The sequence below is a fragment of the Arthrobacter sp. MDT2-34-1 genome (genome assembly GCF_059091365.1).
Genome location: NZ_JBNHGO010000002.1, coordinates 20,292 through 45,788, shown reverse-complemented (window position 1 = coordinate 45,788; position 25,497 = coordinate 20,292). Strand labels below are relative to the sequence as shown.

Below are 25,497 nucleotides of genomic sequence, written 5' to 3'. Positions count from 1 at the left end.
TGTGTTGTCTTGGGGGGCGCGCGTATAGGACGTTCGGCTCTAATCACACCTATGAGCGTGATCAATGGGCAAGTCTCCCCTAATGCGATTGTCCGCGACGGGATGGAAATCGGAGAGCGTTTTCCTGTATGACCGCATAGGCATGAGACCCTAACGTCCTTGAGCGTCGACAAGCACAACGTCATGCCAGAATACGCGAAGCCATACCAGCACCGAACTGTTGCGGGGGCAGGTCAAAACACAAGATGGAGCAAAACGTGAGGATAGGCCATGTCGTTACCTACGTCTCGGAAGACGGCGCATTCGGTGGCCCAGTAGCAGTCGCTATGGGCCAAGCGGAACAATTGGCGCGAAATGGAAACTCAGTGAGTGTTATTGCCGGCTGGGACAGCAGGTTTCGCCCCTCCTCAAATAGATTTGACCTGAAGCTTTTTCCTGTGAAAAACTTCCTGCAGAAGCGGTTGACGACGCTTTTCAGTCTTGATCTATCCCGACACATTTGGCGTTCGTCGAAGACGTACGACGTGCTTCATATACACCTCGGCCGAGATTTCATTACAGTTCTTGCCGCGGTCGCGGCGCTGGCTCGTCGAGTTCCGGTCGTGGTTCAGACTCACGGAATGGTTATGCCCGACGACCGGCTGATCGTCAAACTTTTTGACCTGCTCTTGATACGAATCATACTACGACGCAGCTGCCGCGTTTTGGTTTTATCCCCCGCAGAAGCTGAAGCCATTAAACTCATTTCGAGGGGGCAGGCCAAGATTCATTTGGTGACAAATGGTGTGCGACGGGTGGTCGCGGAATCTGCGCCAGAGAGGAACAGACCTAAAGTCGTATTTCTTGCGCGATTGCATCCAAGGAAGCGAGTTATGACGTTCGCATACGCCGCTGCATCGCTGATAAAGTCCGGGCTCAAGGCAGATTTTGATATCTATGGTCCTGATGAAGGTGACCTTGAGGCTCTCTCGCAGTTCCTCGAAAAAGAAAACCTCCCTTCTCTGAGATATCGAGGCGTAGTGACCCCTGGTTCAGCAGCTATGACTCTTTCCCGGGCTTCTGTATATGTTTTGCCTAGCTTTGGAGAAGTCGTCCCTATGACCGTTCTGGAGGCTATGTCAGTTGAGACTCCGGTCATTATCACAAAGGATTGTGCGATGGCGCCCAAACTTGCAGAGATGGACGCCGCCGTCGTTACAGACGGTTCGATTGCTGAAGTGGCGAGAGCGATCGACAAGGTTCTGAGTGATCGAACGTATTCATCCGCTCTTGCTGCTAATGCGCGTCAGCTAGTTCAGGAGGTCTACAGCATCGAAGCGCTCGGCCGGCAGCTTCAACAGCTCTATATTGAGGAATTGGATTAGACCGATGCAGCTCGAAAACGGCGTGGTTCTGGCATTTAATGTCAAGAGCGGAGCGCATATAGCAAAGATCCTCTCAAACGAGGGATGGCTTCGCAGATATTTTTCGCTACCGCTAATCCGCAGGCCTGTCAGCGGCTGGGGCAACCTCATGCCTGCGTCACTCCGTGAGCAGTTGAATAGTAAGCGTCTCGTAGCTGATCTTCCCAACAAAGAGCACCGGAACCTCTACCTTCCAGAGCTGATTCTGCAGGGACTGGCACATCCCAATTTGAAATTATCGTTGGGCAAACGTTTGTTGGCTTCCCAGACGTCGTTTGACCTGTCAGTTGCTGCACGGTTAGGCCGACCCTCGGTGTACCATTATGCAAGCGGAGTTGGTGCTACTTCTGCCGGCACAGCCCAACGAAGAGGTGCCCTAACAATATGTCACCGTCGCGCATTGCATCATACCGTTGAGGCGAAAGTTTCATCTTCTTCCGGAGCCTACCGACATCCCGAGATAGAGATGGGACGGAGACTTGACCGCGAGTATGAGCGGTCGGATATAATTCTCTGCAACAGCCATCTGACAAAGTCATCCTTCGCAAGCATGGGATTCGACGAGTCCAAATTGCGGGTGATACATAATGGAGTCAATCTTTCTTTTTATGTACCCAATTCGGGTTCGCCCTTAAGTTCTCGACGGTCTGACAAGCTCCGTTTGCTGTATGTCGGGACGCTCGACTCCAGGAAGGGTTTCGACCTTCTAATTGGGGCTGTGGAAGCACTGAGAGATCAGGTAGAGCTCGTAGTCTGCGGCGGAAAGCCTGAAGGGTCGGCGCGCTCGGACTTGCCGGTCACTTACCTGGGCAAGATTGACCCATATGCATTACGTACTCAATACCAAAATGCCGACGTTACTATCCTCCCTTCACGTGCTGACGCTTTTGGGTATGTCGTTTCTGAATCCCTCGCATGCGGGACTCCCGTAATCGTCTCCGACATGGTTGGAGCCGCTGAAGTTGCACTGCAATTGCAGGCGGGCCTGGTATTTCAGTCTAATAACGAAGACGCTCTGATCGAGGAAATCAGGGGACTTATTGCTTCTCCCTTCAAGCTTCAGCTCTTAGCAGGTGCCGCGCTTCGAAACCGCGACGAGCTGGGTTGGGAACGTTACGGGAAGCAACTAACCGCGCTTTATGGTGAGCTGTGACGGCCAGTAAGGGGCAAAATGCGTCTGCGATGAAGTCTTACTTCTCCCTCCTGGCCGGAAACATTGCGGTTCCCCTAGCTTCGTTCCTGAGCGGCCCCCTTTTGGCTCGCGGACTAGGAGTCGAGGATCGTGGCGTCGTAGCTGGCGTTCTTGCTGTGGTGATCGTGGCTCCGACCCTGGTGTCCTTCGGGCTTCAGGACGCGACAATTGTCTTGGCACACAAGATAGGCAGAGGCGGGCTACTGCTCAAGAGTAGCGTTTTGTTGGCCTTATCCTTCGGTTGTATCGGATGCGGTCTAGTTTCTCTTTGGGCTGTAATGGCGAACCTCGAGATATCCCTGCTGGTGGGCATATCGATCGCGATGTACGTATTCCTCTGGATCGTCTCAATTCCATTCCGCTCGATCTTAATATCGGGATCGCGATTAACTTGGATAGTAGTTGAAAAATGGTTGCAAGCCACGTCCAGACTGCTCGCAATAGCGTTGCTTTTCTTCACCAACAATCTCACGGTTGACACTGCTATCCTCAGCCATGTGATTTGCAGCCTAGCTGGTGCTTCGATGGTTATCGTTCCCGCGCTAAGATACGCAAAAACCTCTCCACGCCACCCGGGCAGCCTGTATCGAGACGGAGTGTTTCCCCTTCTGGCCACGGGGAAAGGGGTTTGGGCCGGGGCAGTCGCCGGTGTGTTGCTTTTACGCCTAGACCAAGTTGTGATGCCCGCCTTGACCAGCGCTCATCAGTTGGGGATCTACAGTGTGGCGGTATCGATAGCGGAGATAGGCCTAATACTATCTGCAGCCGCCCGGCTCATCCTTCTGCCGAAGTTTCTCGACTCCAAAAGCTCGTCGAAGCTACTGAACTATGGGTGGCAGTTCTTGTTCGGTGCATGCATCTTGACACTGATCGGATACTGGACTCTACCGGCTACCATCTCGTGGCTTTTCGGCGAGGATTTCCAAGAAGCGGGACTAATCGCAACAGTCCTTGTCCCTGCAATTTTGTCAGCTATGTGGCTTGACGTGGTTGCATCAGCTGCGACCGCACTGGGGCTGCAAAGCAAATACGCTCGAGTGCTGTGGATTGGGGTCGTCGTTGCTGGGGCTTTAATGTTATGGACCATTCCCACCTGGGGAGCGATCGGCGCGGCAATGACCACCTTGCTAAGCTATTTCGTGGCAGCGACGCTTGCGACATTGACCTTGGCACGCCACGTCGCTCTCGAAAAGTCTCCTGATCTCGGACATCTCTCTGCAAAGGCGGAAAGCGCTTATGAACCCTAACTATCTTCTTCGCCCATTAGTTGTTCTGGACAGGTTCAGTCAGAAGAAATACATGAGACTCGCGTCAAAAGCCTTGCGATTATGTGGTGTATCGGTGAACGGCACGCCGCTTTGGGTCAGTTCTCGTATCTTTTGGGACATAGGGAATGCTGGCGACATTGAGTTAAACGATCGGTGTGTCATCAGCCATTATGTCAAATTGCTGACCCATGACTACAGCTTAGACCGCGTAGTGGAGGGTTTGGGGGGTGTTTCTGAATACGAGATTAAGCATTCTGGAAAAATACGGATCGGAAAGCGGGCATTTATTGGGATGGGCGTCATCATTATGCCTGGTGTGAGTATCGGTGATGGCGCGATCGTAGGCGCAGGAGCTGTTGTGACGAAAGACGTCGATGCTGAGTCGGTTTGGGCAGGAAACCCAGCTAGAAGATTGTGTTCTGCTGAGGAATATTTGAACAAGCGGATCGGCTCGGGTGAAAAGATTAGACGTCGAAGTTGATTACGGCGCAACATGTGCAGGGAAATGATGTCCAGTAAGCTGCGGTCTGAACCGAAAAACTCCTTCGAATCCGGCAAGGCGGTGTATATAGCATGCTGGATATTGCTGACCCTGTTTGCATTTCCTGCCGATCTCGATAGTGTTCCAGTCACATTGACCTTCGCGTCAAGCTTGTGTCTTGTGTGGTTGGTTCGAAGTCGTCTGCCGAAGCCTTGGTTCTTGTCACCGGCCCTCGGTGTGGCGCTCGTATTTTGGATGCTTGGGCTGTTTGGTCGGTTGTTAAGCGACGAGATTAGTAACGCCGGCGGTGGAGGCGTCCGCCTTGCAATACCTCCGTCCCAAGTGGATGCCACCGCAATGATTTTTGGTGGAAGCGCAGCATTTATCATGTGTGGATACACGTTAACAAGGGTGATTGGTCGGCGACTATACTGGCCACTAGCTCAAGGTGCCACACCCAAACAGTTAAGAGCATCATCCGGCGCTACATTGTCGCTGCTAGCAGCCTCGTTCATGCCCTTGCTAATGGTGATTCTGTCAGTCAATTCGTTCTTGCTTGTGAGAGCTGAGTACCTAGCCGGTCGTGTGGCTCACCCTGCGCAGCTCTACGGTCTAGGCATTGAGCTAGGCGTGGTGGCCGTAGCCGGGCTGGCTTACGTCCAAGGGCGCAGTAGGGCGCGTTCAATAAAGATCCTCGCCGTCATTGGCGTCGCGGCCTACTTCCTACTTTATTTCGCTTTAGGTTCCAGACGCCTTGCCCTGCTACCGGCCGTCGTTCTGGTCGGCTGCTATGCCGGAAATCGCGCGATGCGAGTGCGGCGAAGCGTACTGGCATGTATTTTGGCGACGCTGGCACTTTTCCCTCTGCCACTCTACTTGCGATCACTGGATGACCATGGTTTAATCGCATATTTCTATGCCCTAGGGGAGTATGCTCCCTCATCGCTCAATCCGATCAGCTTGGTCAATAACATTCTCATCGCCTTTCCAATTGCTGGATACGGGGCTTTTTCCGCGGGTAGTATACCGATGTCTTATATGTGGACGGTAGTGAACCCTCTTCCCGGGTTCCTGACCGACTGGGCTGACTATGCCGCCGTTCATCGTATTAATTCTTGGACCCCCTTCTCTATGGTAGGAGAAATCCGCAATGTAGGTTTAGGTCCGTGGATAGTTTTCTGGACGGCGACAGGTAGCTTGCTTGGCTTCATTGAGTCTCACATACATCGACTGTGGACACGCAATGCCAAAGTGGTTGCAATTTGTATTGTCGGACTTACGTTTCTTTTTGCCGTTCTCGCTTTGCAATACAACGCGAGAAACTCCTTCCGGCTCCTAATCTACGCCCTTGTTATCTGCCTGGTTGTCCGCACTTGGATTTCCATTCGTCCGCGCAAGTCCGTCCGAAGCTCCAAGCTGTGAGATCTACCTTGATGTTGGCCTACAATGGAAGGGTGTTGGCGTTTGATGTAGAAGTAGAGGCGTGAGATGAGATTGATTACTCTAGGTGCGAGAGACGCCGCTTTTTACTGCCTGCCGCTTCGGGTCAAGAGACACTTGCAGTTCCTCAAACATCACAAGCGAATGTTACCTGCTAGTCCACGTACCTTCTCCGAAAAAATTCAATGGCGGATCATAAACGACCGGCGAAACTTGATCGCTCGTGGTGGTGACAAGGTTTCAATGAAGATCCATGCCTCCCACGCCGCGAGTGACGTCCTTATTCCAGAGACTCTCTGGCATGGGAATCAGCTGCAGGAGATTTATGGTCACGATTGGGAGTGCGATTGGGTGCTGAAGCCTATCGCGGGGTCAGGGCACGCTTTTTTTGGCACCGGATCCTTAGCTGATGCTGATTTAGACATTCAGGACGCCATGACCTGGACGCCGCATTGGGCGCACCGGATCCATGGACAATGGGCATATGGGAAAGCCAGAAATGGTTTCCTGATTGAACGAAGGATCCCAACAGCCAACGGGCGGTCTCCTGATGACTACCGTTTTTTTGTCTTTGACGGTGCTGTGCGGATGGTGCAGGTTGATACCCCACGTGGTGATGGTGTACGCCGGCGTTTTTACACCCCGACCTGGGAACCACTAAACGTGCTTCAGGGCGGAAAGCCACTGGCTGAGGTGGTGCCCGCGCCGAAGGAGTTGGCCTCAATGATCGATATCGCCTCTAGAATCGGCAAAGGCTTTGACTTCATTCGGGTGGACTTATACGTGGCTCTAGGAGATATATACTTCGGCGAGATCACGCCCTACCCTACAGGAGGGTTGGTTCCTTATAGCGACGAAAGCTTCGATATCATGCTCGGTAGTTACTGGCAACTGCCTTCGGTTTATGTCGACTAGGCCTCTTTGATGCAGGTCTTCACAAGTCTCGGACGTCGTGAATCGCTTACTTCGTGCGTTTGGCGACTGGAAAACTCCAGCCACCAGTTGCAATCCTTTTTGCCTAAGTTCTCCCCTCGTACTCTACAACGATGAGTTCCGGAGGCGCTAGTTCTTTTGCCGTCCTCGCCGAGGTGGGGTTTTCTCAGCCACAGATGCGCATTTTCCCGTATTTCGATGCTGGGTAGGGTGCGGCGCACTCGCGATGGTGCCAGCGGTAATAACACACGTTCGGACGTGGGAAACTCGGAAGGACCACCCCTTCAGCAGGATGACCATACGTCGTCCTGCTTGAGGAAGGTCAGTATCAAGCGGTGTTCGCCGACTCATAAGTAGACACAACATACGTCGCTCTACGTTGCCTTATTCCCGCGGCCAAGAGAAACATGACGCGACGGACCTTCACGGAAAATATCGGACGATGACTACTGGAAGCACAGATCAACCGGAGCCAAGAGGTCCTTAAAGCGGTTGAGCCAGCAATATTGGTCGAAGGTCCACGTGCCGGCTCCGCAAGCTGCAGTGCGCCAGTCGCTCAACGGGGCTGCTTGGCGCGAAGGTTTGCTGATCGGACGGATGTGACGGCCGATCCTAAAATCGCTCCCCGCATTAGCGAAACCCATAGAGGATGAACCCTTTGGACGGAGTGGGCTGAAGCGGGCTTCAGCAGGTCTAGTAAACGGTCGCCTACCTAAGGGGTTGCAGGCAGCGTCCTCAGTGGTCCGCAGGAAAATTCTGCCAGTATTCCCCGAGTGCACCGTTGCCCAGAGCCGCTCCGATCTCCTCGACGGCTTGCTCGTCCTTGAGCACGATCGCCTGACCGTCGGCGGAGGATCCGGTGCCCTTGGTGGGCAGCGTGAACATGTGGATGTCCTCCTTCCGCACGCTATTGAGGCTTAGGCCCAGAGATCCTATGGTTCCAGCATTCAGGCCCTCATCCACCGTGACGTACGGGGTGAATTCATCGATCGTGGAGCTGATGCGTGCCGGGTTAGCCAGGGTGTCAGCGGAGAGGAATTTGGAGATGACGGCACCGATGAAGGCACGCTGGTTGCGCACGCGCTGGTAGTCGCCGTCGGAATAGGCGTAGCGTTCACGGACGAAGGCAAGGGCTTCCTCGCCGTTCATGAGAGTGGGGCCGGCGGCGAAATGCCGTCCGCCCAAATGCGAAGAGATGAAGGCGGGATTGACGTTGATTTCTACACCGCCCAGAGCGTCCGTGAGGCCCCGGAAGCCTTCGAAGTCGATGATGGCAACGTGGTCGATCCTGGTGTCGAAGAGTCCCTCTACTGTTTGGACGGTCAAAGGAACCCCGCCCAGCGCGTAGGCGGCATTGATCTTGTGCTCGCCATGACCGGGGATCTCCGTCCAGACGTCGCGCATGATGGACATGACGTAGACCCCGGAACGGTTCGGGGGAACATGCAGCAGCATCAGCGTGTCAGTGCGGGCGTCTGTCGGGGAGCCTGCCAAGGCGTCCGCGCCGACGTCGGCGGCGCGGGTGTCCGAACCCATGAGCAAGATGTTGATCGCGTCCTCAGCCGCCGGCTTCTTGGTGGGTCGAGTTGCCTCCTCGGGAAAGGCCTCGGCGATCTTCTCGCTCTTGGTATCAAACGAGTTCGCCAGGCTCCAGAGGTACCCCCCGGCCGTCAGGCCGGCCACGATGAGCAGGCCGACTAGGACGCAAACGGTGATTAGGACGGGACGTTTCTTCAGGCCGGACACCGAAACAGTCTATGGGCGCGCGAGCCCTAAGCTTGCCAGCCTCACTCGGCTGTCCTCAGGCGGCCAGCGCCGCATAGCGGCCGGCGGCGTCGAGCAGGGACTCGTGCGTTCCTTGTTCGACGATCCGCCCGCCTTCGAGGACAGCGATCTGGTCGGCATTTCGGACAGTCGAGAGCCGGTGGGCGATGGTGATGGTGGTGCGGCCCGCGGCCAACCGGTCGAAGGCCTGCTGGACCGCGTGTTCGGTCTGTGTATCCAGCGCACTGGTTGCCTCGTCCAGCACCAGCACCGGGGGATTGCGCAGCAGTGTCCGGGCAATGGCAATGCGTTGCTTCTCGCCGCCCGAGAACCGGTGCCCACGAGACCCGACGACGGTGTCGTAACCATCCGGCAGTGCCGCAATGTGGTCGTGAATTTGGGCGTCCCGTGCGGCCTGTTCGATTTCGGCATCGCTGGCATCCGGCTTCGCATAGCGCAGGTTCTCGCGCACCGTAGTGTGCAGCAGATAGGTGTCCTGGCTGACTACCCCCACGATGGACGCCAGGTCGGACAGGCGCAGGGAGCGGAGGTCTACGCCGTCGATGGTGACGCGTCCCTCCGTGGGGTCCTGCAGGCGGGCCACCAGGGCGGCCAGGCTGCTCTTCCCCGATCCGGTCGGGCCCACCAGGGCCAGACTGGAACCGGCAGGGACGGCCAGGTCCACATGCTCGACGGCCGGTGTCCCGCTGTCGGGATAGCTGAAGGTGACGTTCTCGAAGCGCACATGTCCGGCTACCTTCGACGGATCCACCGGGGCGGGGGAGGCCGGCTCCGCGATTTCCACCGGCAGGTCCAGATACTCGAAGATCCGCGCGAAGAGCGCCAGCGAGCTGGTGACGGTGATCGTCACGTTCAACAGCCCGAGCAACGGCCGGAAGAGGCCGCCCTGCAGCGCCGTGAAGGCCACCACCGTGCCGATGCTGATGTTACCTGCGGCCCCCGGCAGGCCGGCGGCGAAGTAGATGACGGCGGGCACGGCGGCAAAGATGATGCTCATGGTGGCCATCCGCCAGCGCCCGGCCAATTCGGACCGAAGTTCCAGGTCGGTCAGCCGCTCCGACGAGGCGGAAAACCGGGCGGCCAGGTCGTCTGCGGTGCCCAGCGTCTTACTCAGCTGGATTCCGCTGACCGAGAGCGATTCTTCAATGGTCACATTCATGTCGGCCAGTTCCCGCTGGCGGCGGGCGGTCAGCTCCCGCCGCACTTTCGCAACCTTGCGGGTCAGCACGACGGCCGGCGGCATGACCAGCAGCGAGATCAGCGACAGCTGCCAGGACAGCGCGGCCATGGCCACCGCCGTGGCGACGACGGTGGTGAGGTTGGTGGCGATGCCTGTTGCGGTCGAGGTGACAACCGACTGCATGCCGCCGATGTCGTGTGTGATGCGCGACTGGATTTCCCCGCTGCGTGTCCGCGTGAAGAAGCCGACGGACTGGCGCTGCAAATGCGCGAAGACCTCGGTCCGCAGGCTGTGCATTACCCGTTGGCCCACCTTGGTGGCGATCCAGGTCTGCAAGACCCCGAACAGGGCGGTGACGGCAGCGACGGCCAGCATTCCTGCGGTCAGCCAGGCCAGCAGCGGGAGTTGCTGGCGTGGCAGGGCCGTGTCGATCACCGCCCGCAGGAGGAACGGCGAGGCCATCGCGACGGCCGAAGACGCGACGATGATGCCGGTAACGAGGGCCAGTTGTCCCCGGTACGGGCGGAAGAGGGCGGCGATCCGCTTCAGCGGTACATGCCGGGCTTGTTCTTTTTCTGTGGCCGTCGGTTCCCTTACGGGACCGCGGCCGGGGGTTATTCCGAAGGTTTCCGTCGGAACCACCTCGATCCGTGATGAAGGGGACAACGTGCGCCGCCGCATTGCTGAGGTTACCTCAATATGAGGCTACAACAGGATTACTTGATAGCTTATTCCCGTGGCAGATGAAAGTTTACTGGACGCGTTCTGGGCCGTCTCGCGTCAACTCAGGAGGGGGGCCCGGGAGGGAATGGCCCCGCTCGGCGTTGCCCCGTCACAGGCGAGGGCGCTGCGCATGCTCCGCCAGCACGGCCCGCTGCGGTTGGGTGAACTCTCCGAGCGGCTTCGGATAGCGCCGCGATCCGCGACCGACATCGTCGACGGCCTGCAGGAGAGGGGCTGGTGCTTGCGCGAGCCTGACCCGGCGGACCGCAGGGCCACGGTGGTGGTCCTGACCGAGTCCGGTCGGGAGACCGGGCAAACCATCCGGGAGATCCAAGTGAGGCATGCGGAAAAGTACTTCGGCGTCCTGTCTGAAGTGGAACGCTCCCAGCTTTCTTCCCTCCTGGCCAAGCTCACATCGGCGCAGGGCTGAGGCGGTTTACCGCAAGAATGCGAACCACAGGGCGGCGGCTGCAGCAAGCACGACGACGGTGCCCACCACCCAGGCGGTCTTGACCGTCTTTCGGGGCGCTTTGGCGCGCCGCGCGGACCGGGAGGAGCCCGCTGGCTGCGGCGTCTCCATGCGAATGTACTTGGCGGGGCCGGACGCTTGACCGCCCGCAGGTGCCACTACTTGAATGAGGCCCGTGCGCAACTCCCGCCGGGCCGGGTACGGATCGCCTGACGGCTTGGCCACGAGAGGGGTCACCGGAATCATGCCCGTTGGCGGCGCGGGGTCGGCTGCCCCCGTGCGAACGTCGCGCCGGCTCGGCAGTGTGTTGTCTTGGGCAGGATGGGGCATTAACTGGCCTTTCAGCCAACAGGAACGGGTGTCGCACGCACAGACGTGGCATAGCCATCTTAGGTAGACGGCGCGGAAATCCAGTGATCTTCCCTTGTCGTGTCGCGAAGTCCAGCGGCTGGCAGCGCATCAACGGTCTTCCGCCGCGTTCAGCTTTCCTTTGGCCGATCTTCGGGCTGCGCAGCCAGGCTTCCTGAGCCGCCGGGGCCAAACTGGCACCTATGAGTTTCCCTGACCAGCCCTGCCTGCGGGAGACGGACCCGGGCAGTCGCGCAGTGTCCCTCGTCCTGGCCGCCTGCGACCTGCCTGTGGTCTCGCTGTCTGTGCTGCATGCCCTGGCGATGGACCTGAGGGATGACCTTGCCTGCCGAAGGTTCGTGGCCGACTACATCGACATGTGGGATGTTCGAAGGACGCGGCTGGTCCAGGCGGTTCAGGAGCAGGATGTGGACAAGGTCATGGATGTTTCCCTGAGCCTTAAGACCGCCAGCAGCGTGGCCGGGGCACTGCGGCTGTCGTTTTATGGGCGGCAGGTTCAAAGCCTGACCACCGAAGTTGCGGAGGGGCACCCGCATGCCATGGCGACCGTCCGGGATCTGCTTATCCCAATCGGAAGCTGCGGCGACGAGACCATGCGGCGCCTTGCCACCGATTACCTGGCGGCGGTCGATGGAGCCATCCGATAACCGAAACCACGAACGGTCTCCAACCACCGGGGCGCACGCGGATTGTCTCCGAGCTTGCGGCGCAGGTTGGCCATGTGGACCTCGACGGCGCGTTCGTCCGCCTCCGAAACAAATGAGCCGGTATCAAATTCCTCAAACCGCAGGCGCCGCACCAGGTCCTGCTTGCTGCGCACGGTCCGGCCGCCGTCCAAAAGGGTCAGCAGCAATTCGAATTCCGTCCGGGTCAACTGCTTTTGGGCACCGTCTGCCGTCACAGTCCTGGTGGGGTAGTCCAGGCACAGCCCGTTGTGGATATAGGTGGCCTCTGGTTCCTTTGGTGCAAGGGTAGAAAGCGGGCCATTTTCGGGGGCCTCGCTTACGACCGCTACCGGGAAGGTTGTGGTGGGAGAACCGGAGAAGTTATCGGACCCCGCTGTCGACCCCGGAGAGGTGCGTTGCCCCACCTCGAGCGGCGCCCCGCCGTCGTGGCTCGATTCACTAATTCGGGAACGACGCAGCATTGCCGCCACCCGCGCCCGCAGTTCGAAGGAACGGAACGGCTTGATGATGTAGTCGTCGGCGCCGGACTTGAAGCCCAGCACGGCGTCGATCTCCTCGGCTCGAGCGGTCAGCATAAGGATGTAGGCGTCGCTGAAGAGCCGGATCTGGCGGGCGGTCTCAAACCCGTCGATGTCCGGGAGACCCACGTCCAGGGTGACGATCGAGGGACGGTGCTCTCTAACGGCGGCCACTCCGGTTTTTCCATTCCGGGCTGTATAAACCTCAAATCCAGACTGTCCCAAGACGTTTCCGACCAGCGCGCAGATGTCTTCGTCATCTTCAATGACCACCGCTACCCGCGAAGGATCCACAAATGCCTCACCTTTCTGCCGGCCGCTCCAAAGAACGGTCACGTCCGAACCCAAATTATAGTGCGATTGCTTCACATTTGACCGAACTTGAGCTTGGCGATCGGCGGAGGAGTCGTGGGAAGGCAATCAGGAGAGAACATTTTCCCGTGATCTTGGTAACCGCTGGGTGTAATGGGCGTGTTGAAGGTTGTCTACGCAGATCTGTTTCGGCCGGTCTTTGGTTTGTCTTGAGGTTGAAGTCTGGCGCAGTGCCACACTGGCGATTTCTTCCGGAACGTTTGGGAAATAGAACCGTTCATCTTCAGGTGGGTTGGCGAGATTGAATATATCGGCGAGAACGAGGTGCCGAGTCAGCCAAAAACAAGGGGTCAAAGATGAACAAGATGCTCAAGGGAACTCTGGCAATCGGTGTCGGCGCGGCGCTGCTGCTCGGCGGCGGCGGATCGCTGGCCGTCTGGAATGCCGAGAAGAACGCCAGTATGGGCACCGTGGCCGCCGGAAACCTGGACCTGAAGGTCAAGCCTGGCGACTGGTCCAGCAACCTCACCCAGGGCACCATCAATATCAAAAGCCACAAGATTGTCCCTGGCGAGTCCCTGACCTACACACAGAAAGTGGATGTCATCCTCGATGGTGCCAACATCAAGGCCGTCCTGAAGGCCACCGACGCCACGGATCCCAACAGCTCGTTCAATCCTGCCAACATCACTGTGTCCCCCGTGGAGTTGAGGAGCGACGGCAAGGTTCTGGCTGAACCGCTCACCACGACGGTCAAGGACATCACGGCCACGGTGACCTTCGAGTTCAGAGCCGATACCGCAGGCCGTGACAGCGCCAGCGCCAAGTACGACTTCAGCAATGTAGCATTCAAGCTTGAGCAGCAGACTCCGGAGCCCGTCAACGCTGCATCGGGCAGCTGACAGCTGTCCACATTCTCAAGACCAGTGGTGCGCGCCTGACCCCGACGCGCACCACTGCAGCCAGGCGGAGGCCCACGATGCGAACCCGGCAAGCGCTCAAAGCCGCTGCTTTGCTGGCTGCTGCCGTGGTGCTGGGGATGCTGACCGTCCAGGGGTCGTATGCCCTGTGGAAGGCGACTGCCCCGCTGGGCGTGGGCACTGTCCAAGCCGCGGACTTCAGGGTGAGCCTCGGTTCTGGCGACAATAGCGTGGACATGACGATGGAAGACGGCACGCCGGCAACCCTGGCCCTCGAAACGGCGCCGGCCGGAAAGCTCCTGCCGGGCAGCGCGGTGCGGGCCGGAGTCAAGCTCACCAACCTGACCGACGCCGGTGGGGAGTTCACCATCAGGGCGCACATAACGTCGGCGCCCACCATCGCGTCCGCGTCTCTCGCCGAGTACCTGAACATCGCGGCAACCGGAGCCGGAAGCCTTGAGGAGTGCGAGAATCCCGCCCTCTTCACCTCGGCCGCAACAGGCACCCTGCCTTCAATTGATCTGGCCAAGGGTGAATCGGGCGTTATCTGCCTCCAGGCGACCCTCTCCCAGCGCGCGCCCCCCTCTCTGCACGAGACCACGACGACCATTTCCATTCCGCTCGCCGCTGAGCAGATCTGAGAGGAATGTTGGTGAACGTTTTGCGCCTTGTCGGCCGCGGGATCGCCTACCTGGCCTTTCTCACTGTCACGCTGGCGGCCTTGGTCTTGGTGGTTGTGCCCCTCGTCACCGGTTCGCAGACGTACACCGTGCTGACTAGTTCAATGGCACCAAAATACGCGCCAGGCACCTTCCTGGTGGTCAAACCGACCCCCTTCGAGGAACTGCGTACCGGGGACATCATCACTTACCAAGCCGCGTCCAACAGCCCGGTGGTGATTACTCACCGGATCACCTCGATCATTGCTTCGCAACAGGGGGAGCGGCTGCTGGTGACCCAAGGGGATAACAACAGCGTGGCAGACGAGCTTCCTGTCCGGGAGCTGCAGGTCCGCGGGAAGCTTTTCTACGCGGTCCCGAGCGTGGGATTCCTGGCTAATGCGCTGGGGCAGGGGGACCGCGGTTTGGTCCTCAAGCTCGCGGCTATTGCGCTCATCGGATACGGCGCTTACTCCCTCGTCAAGGAGGGACGCCAGCGGAAGGCGAAGAAGGAAGCAGCGGACCGTCAGGCAGCGGGTTCAAGGTTTGTGACCGGTGGCGCCGAATCGCCTCCTAACGCGCCGGAACCGTACCCGTCCAAGGACTCCCTGGCCGAAGACCCAACAGCAGAAGCGCAAGTGGTGCCGGCGGAGTTTCCGACCCGGCGGTCGCTCCGGCAGCGGTCGACGTGATCCTGCCATGACGAGTCATCATCAACGGTTGTTCGGGGCGATGATCAGCCGCGCAGGAACGGTGTTGTTGTTACTGCTGGTTTTGTGGGTTCCTGCCCAGCCGGCACAGGCGGCCGACGAGCGATTGCAGTTGAGCCTGAACGGACACGACTACGCTGCCGAGCTTGCAACTCCCTTATTTGACCGGACCGGCCCCTTGGTCCCCGGCGGATCCATCGCAACCGAGTTGTGGGTGCGCAACAACAGCAGCGACAGGGCTGCACTTTCGGTGGCCGGGGTGGTGGGAGAAGCCGACGTCGAAATTTCGGGGAACCTCGTACTGAGCGTTGCGCAAGCCGGTGGTGTCAGCGAAACCGTGCCGTTAAGCGGTCCCTGGTCCTGCTCAGCTCTAGCGCAAACGTGGACGTTGTCACCCGGGGAAGCAATTCCTCTCAGCCTCAAGCTGCGGTTGGCGCCCGGCGCGGCAAACGAGACCAGGCGTCAACGGGCCGAGGTTGATGTCGCGTTCATGCTGCAGGCTGCAGCCGAGGGACTCGCCGTCGCCGGCGCTTGTCCAAAGGACAGCGAGGGCAGCATGCCTGCGGGGACGGACAGCCCGCCCGCTGACGGTGAAGCCCTGAACCCGGTTTTCCTGCCGGAGCAGCCCGCGCCGGGTGGCGTCACCGCGACTGAGGGCAGCGGAGTAACACCGAAGCAGGCAGGCTGGATCGAGGGCAACGTCTTCGCGGACAACCGTACGTGGCTGGCCGTTCCCTTGTCGGTCCTTGGCATTATCTTCCTGGCTCTGACCAAACGACGAAAGAAAAACCAGTGATGAACGACGTTGGGAGGACGGCGCGACCCGGGATGTGGAGGCGCTTCCGGTCCCTGCCGGGGTTTATGGGGGCCGCCATTGCCTTTTTCCTGGTGGTGTTGATGGGAGTGGGCACGCCTGTTGCTGTGGCGAAGTGGCGCCAAAGTGCTACAGCAACCATGAGCGTCACGGTCGGGGCTCCGGTGACACCGCCCTCCGGCTCCGCCGATGCACGGCTTATCGCCGGTGCCCAGCTGAAGACGCGTCCGGAAGGACCAAGAAAGGATTCCGCCCAGTGCAGGGTGGCCAAGTCAACCGCCCAGCTGGAGAATCTGGACAAGCTGGACGTCAGCTTTACGTGGGCCCCCGCACAAAATGTCACGCATTACGCTGTGACACTTTCCTCCGGCGACCCGCGGTACGCCCACGCGGCCGACGTGAAGGGCGAACAAGTTACCTTCACCATGCCCCGGACTCCTTCGGACCGCCTGGGCAATCCGCTCAAAGGCGCCGGCACCGACGCGGCGTACTACGCGAAATACAGCCTGAGGGTTCAGCCGATGAACGGTGCCACCGCCGGCGACGCCATCTACCTGGTGTACAAATACGAGCACTATTCGGTGGCCAACTGCTTCCGCGACGCGAAGGCCTACCCGCCGCTGGGGCTGGTGACGACGGTCAATTACAACGTCAGCACACCGGTCGACGACAAAAAGCACGTGGCGTTCTCCTGGAAGGCGTCCTCCGGAGCTACTTCCTACGAAGTGTCTTTGGCCAGTTCCGCCGGTTGGGGCGCCGAGGCGACAGTCAAGCAGCCTTCCGCCGTATTCGAATTGCCGTTCTCCACGTCAGGCGGCGCGTTCTTCACCGATTACCGCCTCCGAATCCAACCCATGAACGGAACCGTTGCCGGCGACCCCGTCTACAAGACTTTCCAGTACGGCCGCTGGAACACCGACCTCTACTACGCGGCACCCCCGCCGTAGCACACTCCGCGGAGGCGGCTGCTTCCACGCCGAGCATCCATGCCGCGGCTGCCCGAATGACGGAATGCAACTGTCCAGCTTCAGCTCCACGTCAAGGTGCAGAGGGAACTGTCCTGATACCCAGGGACGTCAGTTCACCGCGCGCCACCAGGGCCAGGCTTTCCGCGAAGGCATTGGTGAGGTGTCCGGTGTCTGTACGCACGATGTACTCGCCGATGATCGGCGGGCATACGCCGCCGGGCGTGCAAAACCAGTCGTGGACCGCAATATAGTCAACTCCGTCCACGCCCGCGGTGGCTCCGCGTTCAGCCTCGGTGCGCCGCTCCCAGTTCTTGCTTGTCTTTGCATGGCAATCGTCCAGGCCATGTAGCCGAGAGGGGCACACCCTCATGTCCGCGCCGCTGGGCGGCTTACCGATGACGACGACTCGCGCCCCTGTCGAGGCGAAGCGCTCCACTGCTTGACGGACGCCCTCCTGCCATTCCCGTGCCGCCTTCTGACCGGTGGCCCGGCTGGCCAGAGCCTCGTGGTTGGCGCTGAGCACTATCAGATCAGGGCGTAATTCTTCGACCGCACGGAACATCCGCTTCCTGCTTTCCGCGCAGTCAGCGGCGAACGCCGAGTCGGCCAGCCGGGGACGCGTTTCCACCAGGTAGGCGGGGCAGTTGGCGAATCCCAGGCCGGTTACCTTCCAGCCGCCGTCGGACAACGCTCCGGTGATGGTTGGCATCCAGCTCATGGCGATCGAGTCGCCCAGCACGAGCGCCGAAAGCTTGCCCTCTTCCGGTCCAAACGTGCACAAGTTGGGCCGGTCCGCTCCGGCTTCATTGCGGCATCCCGACTCCGGGTTCATCGCTGGGGGCTGCTGTGAAGGGCCAAGGACGTCCAGTGAGGGAGTCAGTCTGGCCGGATACGGCTGCCGTGCCGCGGCCGATTGCACAGCGGCAGCCAGCTCGCCCGCGTCGGCAAACGGTCGGGCGGCCCCGGCCGGCGGCCTGCCGTCGATGAGCGCGGCCGCTTCGGTGGAATCGCGGACGAATGACGGACCTGCCAGCTGCACGGCGCTGAGGCTGAGGACGACTATGGCGACGGCCCCCGCCCCCAACAGTTGCCTGCTTCGCCGGCCGGGACGGTCATGCGTGGGCGCGGATTCCCAGGACCGGAGCCACGACGAGCGACGCACGGGCTCTTCGATAAACCTGTGCGAGAGCGCTGCACAAAGCACCATGGCCGCCCCAGCCAAGGCCGCCGTGACGGGCGAGCCGGAAGGATCCAACGCGGCGGCGAAGACAATCAGCGGGAAGTGCCAGAGGTAGAGCGAATAGGAGATCCGCCCTAGATAGCGCATGGCAGGATTGGTCAGCAGTACCGTGCCAAAACCTGGCCGTGCTTCGTTGCCGGTAATGACCAACAGGGCACCGGCGACCGGGACGACTGCCCACGGGCCCGGGAAAGCCGAGTTTTCGGTGAGCAAGAGGGAGCCGCCCACAATAACCAGGAGACCGGCCGGCGCCAGCAGCCCGCGCCACATGACGGGACGGACGGACTCCCTGCGCGGGACGAGCGCAGCCAAGGCGCCGAGGCCGAATTCCCAAGCCCGGCTGACCGTATCGAAGTAGGCCAGCGAGGGCCGCCAGCCGGTCATGAACAGCGACCATGCGAACGAAGCGGCGACGGCGGCGACAATGCCGACCGCCATGGCGCGGCGGACGGTCAGGCCCGTGAACCTGGGCAGCACATAGGCCAGCCCCAGCAGCAGCCACGGCCAGAACACGTAGAACTGTTCTTCAACCGACAGGGACCAATAATGCTGGAAGGCAGATACTGGACCGGAGGCCTGCAGATAGTCCGTTCCGATGGCGGCAAAGTGCCAGTTGGAGACCCACAACATGGCACTGAGACCGTCCAGGGCGGTTTGGCTGGCCCGGGGCACATACCAGAGGCAAAAGCCGGCGGCGGTGGTGACGGCCGCTACCACCCCGGCAGCCGGCAGGATCCTGCGAAGCCTGCGGGCGTAGAACGCGGACAACGAGATCCAGCCGGTCTTGGCCTGCTCGCGGACCAGCTGGCCGGTGATGAGATAACCGGAAATCACGAAAAAGATGTCGACTCCGATGTAACCGCCGGCAGGCCTGCCCGTCAGATGGTTCAGAACCACCAAGCCGACGGCCACGGCGCGCAGGCCCTCGATATCGGCACGGAAATGCTGCCTGGTGGTTTGTCGCTGCCGCAGGGCAGGGCGCAGTGATGCCTCAAGCATGGAAGGGTCCCCCGGGTATAGTCGCTCGGTCCAGTTCAGGCGCGCACGCTGCGATCCCGCATGAAGACCGGGAACATCCTAGTCCACCGGGTGGCACTCAGGGTCGAAGGAGCCCTCTTGTGTTGGCTTGCCCTGTATGTTCCCGGAGCCGACGCGTATTCTGGCCCTAGGGAACGGAGTAGAAAAGCCATCGTTCCGTCGTGATCGAAGGGGTGCTTTCATCATGGTAGATATGGGCTTGGCATGGCTGTTTGGGCTGCTGTTGTTGGCGATTGTGGCGTTGCTGGCGGTCCTGGTGATACGTGCGTTCATGGGGCTGAGACCGCGCGACGTGGAAGATGCGCTGGCGGCGGCAGGCGGCCAAATACAGCAGTCGCACCGGCGGAGCACGGCCAGACAGATCCTTGACCAGAGGTTCGCGCGCGGCGAGCTGACGGCAGACGCCTACCGCGAGGGCCTGCGGGTACTAGGCGAAGACCGCTAGCCGGGGGCTGCTAGCCGGTGGAGTCGCTGCCGGGCAAATCCCGGCCGCCTGCGCGGCGCCTTGCCGCTACAGGGCCCCCGGTTTCCCACCCGTGGACACATAGGCCTTGAAGAGTGCACTCAGGTCTTCGCCCGTCACGTCCTCGGCCAGCTCTTGGAAATCGCTGGGCTTGCCTGATCCGTCCCGGACCCAGGTCTTCAGGATGCTGAAAAAGTCCTCGTCGCCCACTTTGTCGCGCAGGGCGTGCAGCGCCATGGCTGCCCGGGTCTGGACATTGCCGGCGAACAGTTGATCGGCCCCCGGATCCGACACCCGCACCTGCCAGAAGTCGTCGTCGGCCGGGATGCCGGCGTAAAAATCGAAGGTGTCATCGGCGCTGCCCAGGTCTTGCTGTTCGTTCCAGAGCCACTCGGCATAGGTAGCAAGGGCTTGGTTGAGCCAGCTATCCTGCCACCGCGGTGGAGGCAATTGCGAGTCGGTCCACTGGTGCGCCAACTCCCGGGCGATCATGGCATTTCCGCTGGCCTCGCTGTAGAAGCCGTCCACGGGGTAGACCGGCCGACCCTGCATTTGAACGGCGAAGCCAAGGTCCTCGGCACGGTCAATGATGCCGCCGGCGCTCTTGAGCGGATACTTGCCGAACACGGTGGACAGGAACTGCATGATCTGCGGCTGCCTGTCCAGCGACTGCTGGATCCTGTACGCCGGCGACGGAGGAGCAGCGGACCCGGCCGTCCAACCGTTCGCGTTCTCCGGGCTGCCGTCCGGTGCAGGCTGCGCTTTCCAGCCGTCCCAGCGGTCGCCGTCGCTGTCGAAGGACGTGGACCCTCCGCCGCCCGGCACCTTGATGTCTTCGACGAAGACCCCGTCGTTCTGACCCGTGATGTCGCTGGCGTAGGTGATGGACAGCTCCACATCCTGGCCGGCGTAATCTGCCAGGTCGAACTCCCAGTGCTCCCAGCCGTCGCTGGCGCCGGTGGCCGCCCACCAGTTGCCGGTGGTGCCTTCTGCGGTGCAGGAACCGCCGCCGCCGTCCGTCTGGTAGTGCTTCAGGAAGGGGTGCACGTGATGCCACGCGGGGCAGGAATTGCCGGTGGACTCCCGCGCGTGTCCGGTGGTGTCCTTGAGCGTGGTCCAATCGTCCTTGCCGGGTGTCCTGGCCTCCACGAAGGCATAGTCCCAGCCGGGTTCGGTGTCGCGCAGCATCCAGAAAGAAAGGTCACCGCCGGCATCCGGCACCCTGACGGTGCGGGCGAGCCGCTTGTAACTGGCGTTGTCGCTCTGCGACCAGGCAAGCCCGTCGCCGTTGCGCGGGACCACCGCCCTCTTTAGCGCCGGATCCATCGCGTCCACGTAGCTGATGCCGCCCTTGGTGCGCTCCGCCACGTCAAAGTGCCCGACGGCGATGGTCGCCAAATGCGGCGACAGCGGCTCGTCGGCCTTCCAGGTGAAGACGGTGCGGCCGGACTCGGCTTCCGTGCCGTCCGGCAAGCCGTTGGCCACCGCCTGCCAGCCATCGGGCACCGAGATGTTGAAGGTATAGCCGGCACGGTCGCTGGGATGGTTGTTCACCGGAAACCAGGTTGGCGCACTCTCCGGATGGCCGGTGACGAGGGCGCCGTCGTCGGTATGGATGAACCCGGCGGGACCGGGGAGGGCGAGGGTTCGGGGGATGCCCGAGTACGCCACGACCACGGTGAAGCGGTCGCCGTCCGGTACACCCCGGGTGGGGGTGACGGTGAGCTTGGTGCCGGTCAGGGCAAAACGTGCTTCCCGCCCGTCGACGCTGACGGAATCGACGTCCAGGCCATCCAGGTCCAAACTGAACGCGGAAAGGTTTTGCGTGGCCTGTGCCGTGATTGTGGCGGTGCCGTCCAGCCGGTCCGTGGGCGGGTCGTACAGCAGATCCAGTCCATAGTGGGACACCTGGTAGCCGCCGTTCCCGGCGTCAGGGAAATACGGATCATGCAGGGTGGCGGAGCCGGGTTCGAAGATGTGCCGGCCCGGATCGGGTGCTGCGGCGGCCGGGGCGACAGGCAACCCCAGTCCGGACACACCAACGAGCGCGGCCGCAGCCAGGGCAAGACCCCTCCAAGGCATCATGCAACGTTCCCCCCATCGGCCAAGGCTGCCCGGACCCGTGGATGTGCGGGGCGGCGGCTCACGCGCTGGCCATCTACATAAGATGCTCCTGTTCGGGGCCACTGTCAACGGATACGACTATGGGCCCGCACAACCTGGCTGTACGGGCCCATTCTGGAAAGCCGAACTTGGGAAAACGCTAGGGGCGGCCGATGCCCTTGAAGGTCCAGCCCGCCTGGCGCCACGCTGCCGGGTCCAGCACGTTGCGTCCGTCCAGGATGTTCTTTTCGTCCACCAGGTTTCCGACGGCGACCGGATCCAACTCTCGGTATTCATTCCACTCGGTCACCAGCACCAGCGCGTGGGCGCGGGCGATAGCCGTTTTGGCATCCGGTTCATAGCTGAGTTCCGGGAATCGCTGCTTGGCGTTGGCGAGGGCCTCCGGATCGGTGACGGTGACCGTGGCTCCCTGCAGTTGAAGTTGGGCGGCAACGGACAGCGCGGGAGAATCACGGACGTCGTCGGACTGCGGTTTGAACGCGGCTCCGAGCACGGTAATGCGCTTGCCGATCAGTGACCCGCCGCAGAGCTCTCGGGTCAGTTCCACCACCCGGGTGCGGCGGCGCATGTTGATGGCGTCCACCTCACGCAGGAAGGTCAGGGCCTGGTCCGCCCCGAGTTCGCCCGCCCGGGCCATGAAGGCGCGGATATCCTTGGGCAGGCAGCCGCCGCCGAAGCCCACTCCGGCGTTGAGGAACTTGCGCCCGATCCGTTCGTCCATGCCGATGGCGTCGGCCAGGGCGGTGACGTCGGCCCCGGCGGCTTCGCAAACTTCCGCCATGGCGTTGATGAAGGAGATCTTCGTGGCCAGGAACGAGTTCGCCGCGGCCTTGACCAGTTCCGCGGTGGCATAGTCGACCACCAGCCGCGGCGTCCCGTCGGCCAGCGGCGTCGCATAGACCTCGTCCATGGCCGCGGTGGCCGCTTCACCGGGTGCACCCGCAGGCACGCCGTAGACAAACCTGTCCGGGGTCAACGTGTCTTTGACGGCGTGGCCTTCGCGCAGGAACTCGGGGTTCCACGCCAGAATGGCTGCCGGGGCGATTTCCCGAATCTCCTCTGCCAGCCGTGACGCCGTTCCCACCGGCACGGTGGACTTGCCGACCACCACGTCGCCCGGGCGAAGGTGCATGGCGAGAGACGTGAAGGCGGCATCGACATAGCGCAGGTCGGCGGCGTTCTCGCCCTTGCGCTGCGGGGTGCCCACGCACACGAAGTGCACGGCGGCCCCGGCGGCCTCGGCCATCTCGGTGCTGAACGTCAGCCGGCCGGTCTGCTGGACCTCGGCGAGCAGGTCGGGAAGGCCGGGCTCGAAGAACGGGGCGCGGCCGGCCTGCAGTTCGGCGACCTTGCGTTCGTCCACGTCGATACCGACCACGTCATGCCCAAGCTTGGCCATGGCCGCGGCATGCACGGCCCCCAAGTAGCCGCAGCCGATGACGGAAATTCGCATAGTGGTCCTTTGCACGTGCCTTGAGTAGCGATTACTTCTGACTTTAGCGCGTTACCGGTGCCGCTTTTGTCGGCTGTCGCGCGTTACCGATGCCGGTTTTGCCGGTATTCCAGCCACGCGTAGGCCAGGACGGTGCCGAGGGCCGCGCCCAGGGTGTTTGTCCAAACATCCTGCAGCGAGGCGTAACGGCCCGGAAGGAATGTCTGTTGCGCCCACTCCACGGCTCCGGCGAGCAGGAAGGCTCCGGCCGGTGTCAACCAGCGCCACCCGGTCGGCAGCAGAAGAGCGGCCAGCAGGCCCAACGGCACGAACATCAACACGTTGGCCCCGGATTCGACCAGGTTGTAGTCAATCCAGTGCGGCGCGCCTGCTTCATGCAGAGCCGCGAGAACTGCCTGGATGGTGCTGTTGGCGCCGGCATCCACCGGGGTAGGCCACAACACGGCAACGGCGACCAGGAGGGCGTAGCCGGCCAACAGCCAAAAATGCAGCAGGCGGGCCCGCTCCCGGGACGTGCGAAGCCGCATTGATCTTCCTCTCCGGTGTGGGCGGCCGCGCGCCGATGCGCAGGCGGCCGAAGGCCCATGGTACCGGTGCGCCACCAAGCTCGGGCGCGTAGCGGCTCCGGCACGGGCGTTGCGGGCCGGTCCCCGGGTCCCTCAGCGACCCGGAGACCGGCAATTGCAAGGTTGAAATGGTTCTTTCAGGTGTTTGTGAGAGATATCACGAGCTGGCTCTGTCGCTTTCCGGTGCCATGGGGTAGCTTCCGGGCAGGATCCTGCTGCGGGGACAGCGGGATTCTTTCATCCACACCTCATGGAGGAACCAGCATGCAGACCCACAGTTTCAGGCGGGGTGCGGCCATCGCTGCCGCCACCGCATTGGCGTTCGGAACCGGGTTGCCCGCCCAAGCCGCTATCGGGACAGACACCAGCACCCTGCGGGACGCGGTCACCGTCGAGAACATCGTCAGCCACTTGCAGGCCCTGCAGGACGCGGCCAATGCCAACGGCGGCAACCGCGCTGCGGGCACGGCGGGCTACGAGGCATCGGCCCAATACATCGAGGCCCAATTGTCGGCCGCCGGCTATACGCCCATTCGGCAGGCGTTCTCCTACGAACGGTTCGTGCTCCACGGCGCAGAGTTCGAGCAGGTCGCCCCGACGCCGACGGCGTACGCGGCAGGGGAGGAGTTCCTGGCCATGGACTACTCTGCCTCCGGCGACGTCACGGCACCCGTGACCGCGGTGGATATCAACCTCGCCGGCGACAGGGCATCCACCAGCGGCTGCGAGGCGACCGACTTCGCAAGCTTCCCCGCCGGCAACATCGCCCTGATCCAGCGCGGTACGTGCGATTTCGCCACGAAGGTCTCGAATGCCGCGGCAGCAGGCGCCGCCGGCGTGGTCATCTTCAACCAGGGCAACGGAGGAACACCGGACCGGACGGACCTGTTCGGCGGCACGTTGGGGACGCCGCAAGCCATCCCGGCCGTCAGCACCAGCTTCGACCTGGGGGCCGAGCTCGCCGGGACCGCCGGCCTGGAACTGCGGATCGCGGTGGACGCCGAGATCGTCGTAACGGAGACGTTTAACATCCTCGCCGACACGGCCGGGCGCGAGGACCGCACCGTCGTCGTCGGTGCGCACCTGGATTCGGTATCGGAGGGTCCGGGCATCAACGACAACGGTTCCGGCAGCGCGGCGATCCTGGAAACGGCGCTTCAGATTGCGGCATCGGGTGACGCCCCGGAAAACCGGGTGCGGTTCGCATTCTGGGGCGGTGAAGAGGATGGGCTGCTCGGCTCCGACTACTACGTGTCCCAGTTGAGCAAGCGCGAGATCAAGCAGCATGCGCTCAACCTGAATTTCGACATGGTCGGTTCGCCCAATGCCGTTCGCTTTGTTTACGACGGCAACGGCGACGCGTTTGGGCTGACCGGGCCGAAGGGTTCGGATACCATCGAGCGCGTCTTCGAGGACTACTTCGCTTCGCAGGGACTCGCCACGGAACCGACGGCGTTCGACGGGCGCTCGGACTACTTCGGCTTCATCAACAACGGCATTCCCGCCGGCGGCCTGTTCACCGGTGCCGAGGAAATCAAGACCGAAGAGCAGGCGGCAATCTACGGCGGCACCGCGGGCGTGGCCTACGATCCCTGCTACCACGAGGCCTGCGACACGCTTGCCAATGTGGACCTTGTGGTACTCGACCAGATGGCTGATGCGATTGCGCATGCCACGCTGACCTTCGCCGAAACGACCTCAGCGGTCAACGGCACGGCCAAGGGCAAGGGAACGGGCAGCACCAAGATGCCGTTCAAGGGGCCGCACGCCATTCGCTAACCCA

22 protein-coding genes and 1 pseudogene are annotated in these 25,497 nt (G+C 61.4%); 15 read left to right on the top strand and 8 right to left on the bottom strand.

Annotated features, from left to right (window positions below; all coding sequences use genetic code 11):
* The first annotated feature begins 245 nt into the window (after window positions 1-245).
* From AC5RVV_RS10665 to AC5RVV_RS10640, 6 genes and pseudogenes are all read left to right on the top strand, one after another.
* Window positions 246-1,364, top strand: coding sequence for a glycosyltransferase (locus AC5RVV_RS10665; RefSeq protein ID WP_494001369.1), 1,119 nt, complete (start codon window positions 246-248; stop codon window positions 1,362-1,364).
* A gap of 4 nt (window positions 1,365-1,368) precedes the next feature.
* Window positions 1,369-2,556 carry a glycosyltransferase gene (locus AC5RVV_RS10660; protein WP_494001368.1) on the top strand — a complete coding sequence of 396 codons (1,188 nt, stop codon included), beginning with the start codon at window positions 1,369-1,371 and terminating at the stop codon, window positions 2,554-2,556.
* Between the two features lie 29 nt (window positions 2,557-2,585).
* Window positions 2,586-3,842, top strand: a complete 1,257-nt coding sequence (locus tag AC5RVV_RS10655; RefSeq protein ID WP_494001367.1) for an oligosaccharide flippase family protein — start codon at window positions 2,586-2,588, stop codon at window positions 3,840-3,842.
* Between the two features lie 289 nt (window positions 3,843-4,131).
* Window positions 4,132-4,344: pseudogene (locus tag AC5RVV_RS10650) on the top strand (DapH/DapD/GlmU-related protein); the annotation flags it as partial.
* A gap of 27 nt (window positions 4,345-4,371) precedes the next feature.
* Window positions 4,372-5,766: a hypothetical protein gene (locus AC5RVV_RS10645; RefSeq protein WP_494001366.1), complete on the top strand. Its 1,395-nt coding sequence runs from the start codon at window positions 4,372-4,374 to the stop codon at window positions 5,764-5,766.
* Window positions 5,767-5,832: 66 nt separating this feature from the next.
* The gene (locus AC5RVV_RS10640; protein ID WP_494001365.1) at window positions 5,833-6,699 is read left to right on the top strand and encodes an ATP-grasp fold amidoligase family protein; all 867 of its coding nucleotides are present in this window, start codon (window positions 5,833-5,835) and stop codon (window positions 6,697-6,699) included.
* A 753-nt stretch (window positions 6,700-7,452) separates the two neighbouring features.
* Here AC5RVV_RS10640 and AC5RVV_RS10635 read toward each other — a convergent pair.
* Window positions 7,453-8,463, bottom strand: coding sequence for an LCP family protein (locus AC5RVV_RS10635; RefSeq protein WP_494001364.1), 1,011 nt, complete (start codon window positions 8,461-8,463; stop codon window positions 7,453-7,455).
* A 55-nt stretch (window positions 8,464-8,518) separates the two neighbouring features.
* Window positions 8,519-10,363 carry an ABC transporter ATP-binding protein gene (locus AC5RVV_RS10630; protein ID WP_494001363.1) on the bottom strand — a complete coding sequence of 615 codons (1,845 nt, stop codon included), beginning with the start codon at window positions 10,361-10,363 and terminating at the stop codon, window positions 8,519-8,521.
* A gap of 127 nt (window positions 10,364-10,490) precedes the next feature.
* Between AC5RVV_RS10630 and AC5RVV_RS10625 the strand changes: the two genes are divergently transcribed.
* The gene (locus AC5RVV_RS10625) at window positions 10,491-10,835 is read left to right on the top strand and encodes a MarR family winged helix-turn-helix transcriptional regulator (RefSeq protein ID WP_494001362.1); all 345 of its coding nucleotides are present in this window, start codon (window positions 10,491-10,493) and stop codon (window positions 10,833-10,835) included.
* A gap of 6 nt (window positions 10,836-10,841) precedes the next feature.
* Here the strand turns inward: AC5RVV_RS10625 and AC5RVV_RS10620 are convergent, their stop codons facing one another.
* Window positions 10,842-11,111 (bottom strand): hypothetical protein, encoded by a 270-nt coding sequence (locus AC5RVV_RS10620; RefSeq protein WP_494001361.1) that lies wholly within the window; start codon window positions 11,109-11,111, stop codon window positions 10,842-10,844.
* A gap of 314 nt (window positions 11,112-11,425) precedes the next feature.
* On the opposite strand from AC5RVV_RS10620, the gene AC5RVV_RS10615 reads away from it, so the two are divergent.
* A complete protein-coding gene (locus tag AC5RVV_RS10615) occupies window positions 11,426-11,890 on the top strand; it encodes a hypothetical protein (protein WP_494001360.1) in 465 nt (154 codons plus the stop codon).
* On the opposite strand, the gene AC5RVV_RS10610 is transcribed toward AC5RVV_RS10615, so the two are convergent.
* Complete coding sequence (locus tag AC5RVV_RS10610) at window positions 11,857-12,741, bottom strand: response regulator transcription factor (protein WP_494001864.1); 885 nt, start codon at window positions 12,739-12,741, stop codon at window positions 11,857-11,859. The genes AC5RVV_RS10615 and AC5RVV_RS10610 overlap by 34 nt on opposite strands.
* Window positions 12,742-13,115: 374 nt before the next feature.
* Between AC5RVV_RS10610 and AC5RVV_RS10605 the strand changes: the two genes are divergently transcribed.
* From AC5RVV_RS10605 to AC5RVV_RS10585, 5 genes are all read left to right on the top strand, one after another.
* Window positions 13,116-13,661: an alternate-type signal peptide domain-containing protein gene (locus AC5RVV_RS10605; protein ID WP_494001359.1), complete on the top strand. Its 546-nt coding sequence runs from the start codon at window positions 13,116-13,118 to the stop codon at window positions 13,659-13,661.
* Window positions 13,662-13,738: 77 nt separating this feature from the next.
* Window positions 13,739-14,320 (top strand): hypothetical protein, encoded by a 582-nt coding sequence (locus tag AC5RVV_RS10600; protein ID WP_494001358.1) that lies wholly within the window; start codon window positions 13,739-13,741, stop codon window positions 14,318-14,320.
* An 11-nt stretch (window positions 14,321-14,331) separates the two neighbouring features.
* Complete coding sequence (locus AC5RVV_RS10595; RefSeq protein WP_494001357.1) at window positions 14,332-15,030, top strand: signal peptidase I; 699 nt, start codon at window positions 14,332-14,334, stop codon at window positions 15,028-15,030.
* 7 nt (window positions 15,031-15,037) lie between these two features.
* Window positions 15,038-15,844: a hypothetical protein gene (locus AC5RVV_RS10590; protein WP_494001356.1), complete on the top strand. Its 807-nt coding sequence runs from the start codon at window positions 15,038-15,040 to the stop codon at window positions 15,842-15,844.
* 158 nt (window positions 15,845-16,002) lie between these two features.
* A complete protein-coding gene (locus AC5RVV_RS10585; protein ID WP_494001355.1) occupies window positions 16,003-16,809 on the top strand; it encodes a hypothetical protein in 807 nt (268 codons plus the stop codon).
* Between the two features lie 91 nt (window positions 16,810-16,900).
* On the opposite strand, the gene AC5RVV_RS10580 is transcribed toward AC5RVV_RS10585, so the two are convergent.
* Complete coding sequence (locus tag AC5RVV_RS10580; protein ID WP_494001354.1) at window positions 16,901-19,069, bottom strand: acyltransferase family protein; 2,169 nt, start codon at window positions 19,067-19,069, stop codon at window positions 16,901-16,903.
* 232 nt (window positions 19,070-19,301) lie between these two features.
* On the opposite strand from AC5RVV_RS10580, the gene AC5RVV_RS10575 reads away from it, so the two are divergent.
* Window positions 19,302-19,553: an SHOCT domain-containing protein gene (locus AC5RVV_RS10575; protein WP_494001353.1), complete on the top strand. Its 252-nt coding sequence runs from the start codon at window positions 19,302-19,304 to the stop codon at window positions 19,551-19,553.
* 66 nt (window positions 19,554-19,619) lie between these two features.
* Here the strand turns inward: AC5RVV_RS10575 and AC5RVV_RS10570 are convergent, their stop codons facing one another.
* The 3 genes from AC5RVV_RS10570 to AC5RVV_RS10560 form a co-directional block, all read right to left on the bottom strand.
* The gene (locus AC5RVV_RS10570) at window positions 19,620-21,656 is read right to left on the bottom strand and encodes a M1 family aminopeptidase (RefSeq protein ID WP_494001352.1); all 2,037 of its coding nucleotides are present in this window, start codon (window positions 21,654-21,656) and stop codon (window positions 19,620-19,622) included.
* Between the two features lie 178 nt (window positions 21,657-21,834).
* Window positions 21,835-23,148, bottom strand: coding sequence for a UDP-glucose dehydrogenase family protein (locus AC5RVV_RS10565; RefSeq protein ID WP_494001351.1), 1,314 nt, complete (start codon window positions 23,146-23,148; stop codon window positions 21,835-21,837).
* Window positions 23,149-23,231: 83 nt separating this feature from the next.
* On the bottom strand, window positions 23,232-23,675 hold the full coding sequence (locus AC5RVV_RS10560) for a VanZ family protein (RefSeq protein WP_494001350.1): 444 nt from the start codon (window positions 23,673-23,675) through the stop codon (window positions 23,232-23,234).
* Between the two features lie 303 nt (window positions 23,676-23,978).
* Between AC5RVV_RS10560 and AC5RVV_RS10555 the strand changes: the two genes are divergently transcribed.
* On the top strand, window positions 23,979-25,493 hold the full coding sequence (locus AC5RVV_RS10555) for a M20/M25/M40 family metallo-hydrolase (RefSeq protein WP_494001349.1): 1,515 nt from the start codon (window positions 23,979-23,981) through the stop codon (window positions 25,491-25,493).
* Window positions 25,494-25,497 lie beyond the last annotated feature (4 nt).